Source organism: Neisseria sp. P0021.S007 (assembly GCF_051956855.1).
Genome location: NZ_JBQCXA010000827.1, coordinates 1 through 588, shown reverse-complemented (window position 1 = coordinate 588; position 588 = coordinate 1). Strand labels below are relative to the sequence as shown.

Sequence of the window (588 nt, the reverse complement as noted above, 5' to 3'; positions counted from 1 at the left end):
ACTTGGCCGACAATCGCATTCAAGGCTTTTTCATTGCCGGAACGGAATTGCTCAATGGCTTTCGCATTATTTGCCAACACTTCATCCACCATCGCTTCAATTGCTCCAGTGTCGGTAATTTGTTGCAAGCCATGTTTTTCGATGATTTCGGCAATACCTGCTTCAGGCTCGGCCCACATTGCTTCAAAAGCTTTTTTCGCCAATTTGCTACTTAATGTTCCGTCTGCAACTTTAGCAACCAACTCGGCAAGGCGTGGAGCCGTAATCGGGCTTCCAGCTAATTCCAAACCTTCTTTGTTCAAAGTAGCAGCAAGCTCGCCGTTCATCCAGTTCGCCGTTAATTTACCTTGGCCGCAGGCTTTGGCTGCTTCTTCAAAATAGGCGGCTTGAGCGCGGCTGGCAGTTAACAGGCGCGCATCATAGTCAGACACGCCGTAATCGACAACAATACGCGCCGCCATTTCATGCGGCAACTCTGGCATTTGCTCTTTGGCTTTTTGCAATTGGCCGTCTGCAATAATGACCGGAAGCAAATCCGGATCTGGGAAATAGCGGTAATCATGTGCATCTTCTTTCAAACGCATCAAA

General features: G+C 48.3%; 1 pseudogene. It reads right to left on the bottom strand.

The window, feature by feature from the left end:
- Positions 1-588 (bottom strand): annotated as a pseudogene (gene gatB, locus ACTHUR_RS16180) (Asp-tRNA(Asn)/Glu-tRNA(Gln) amidotransferase subunit GatB); the annotation flags it as partial.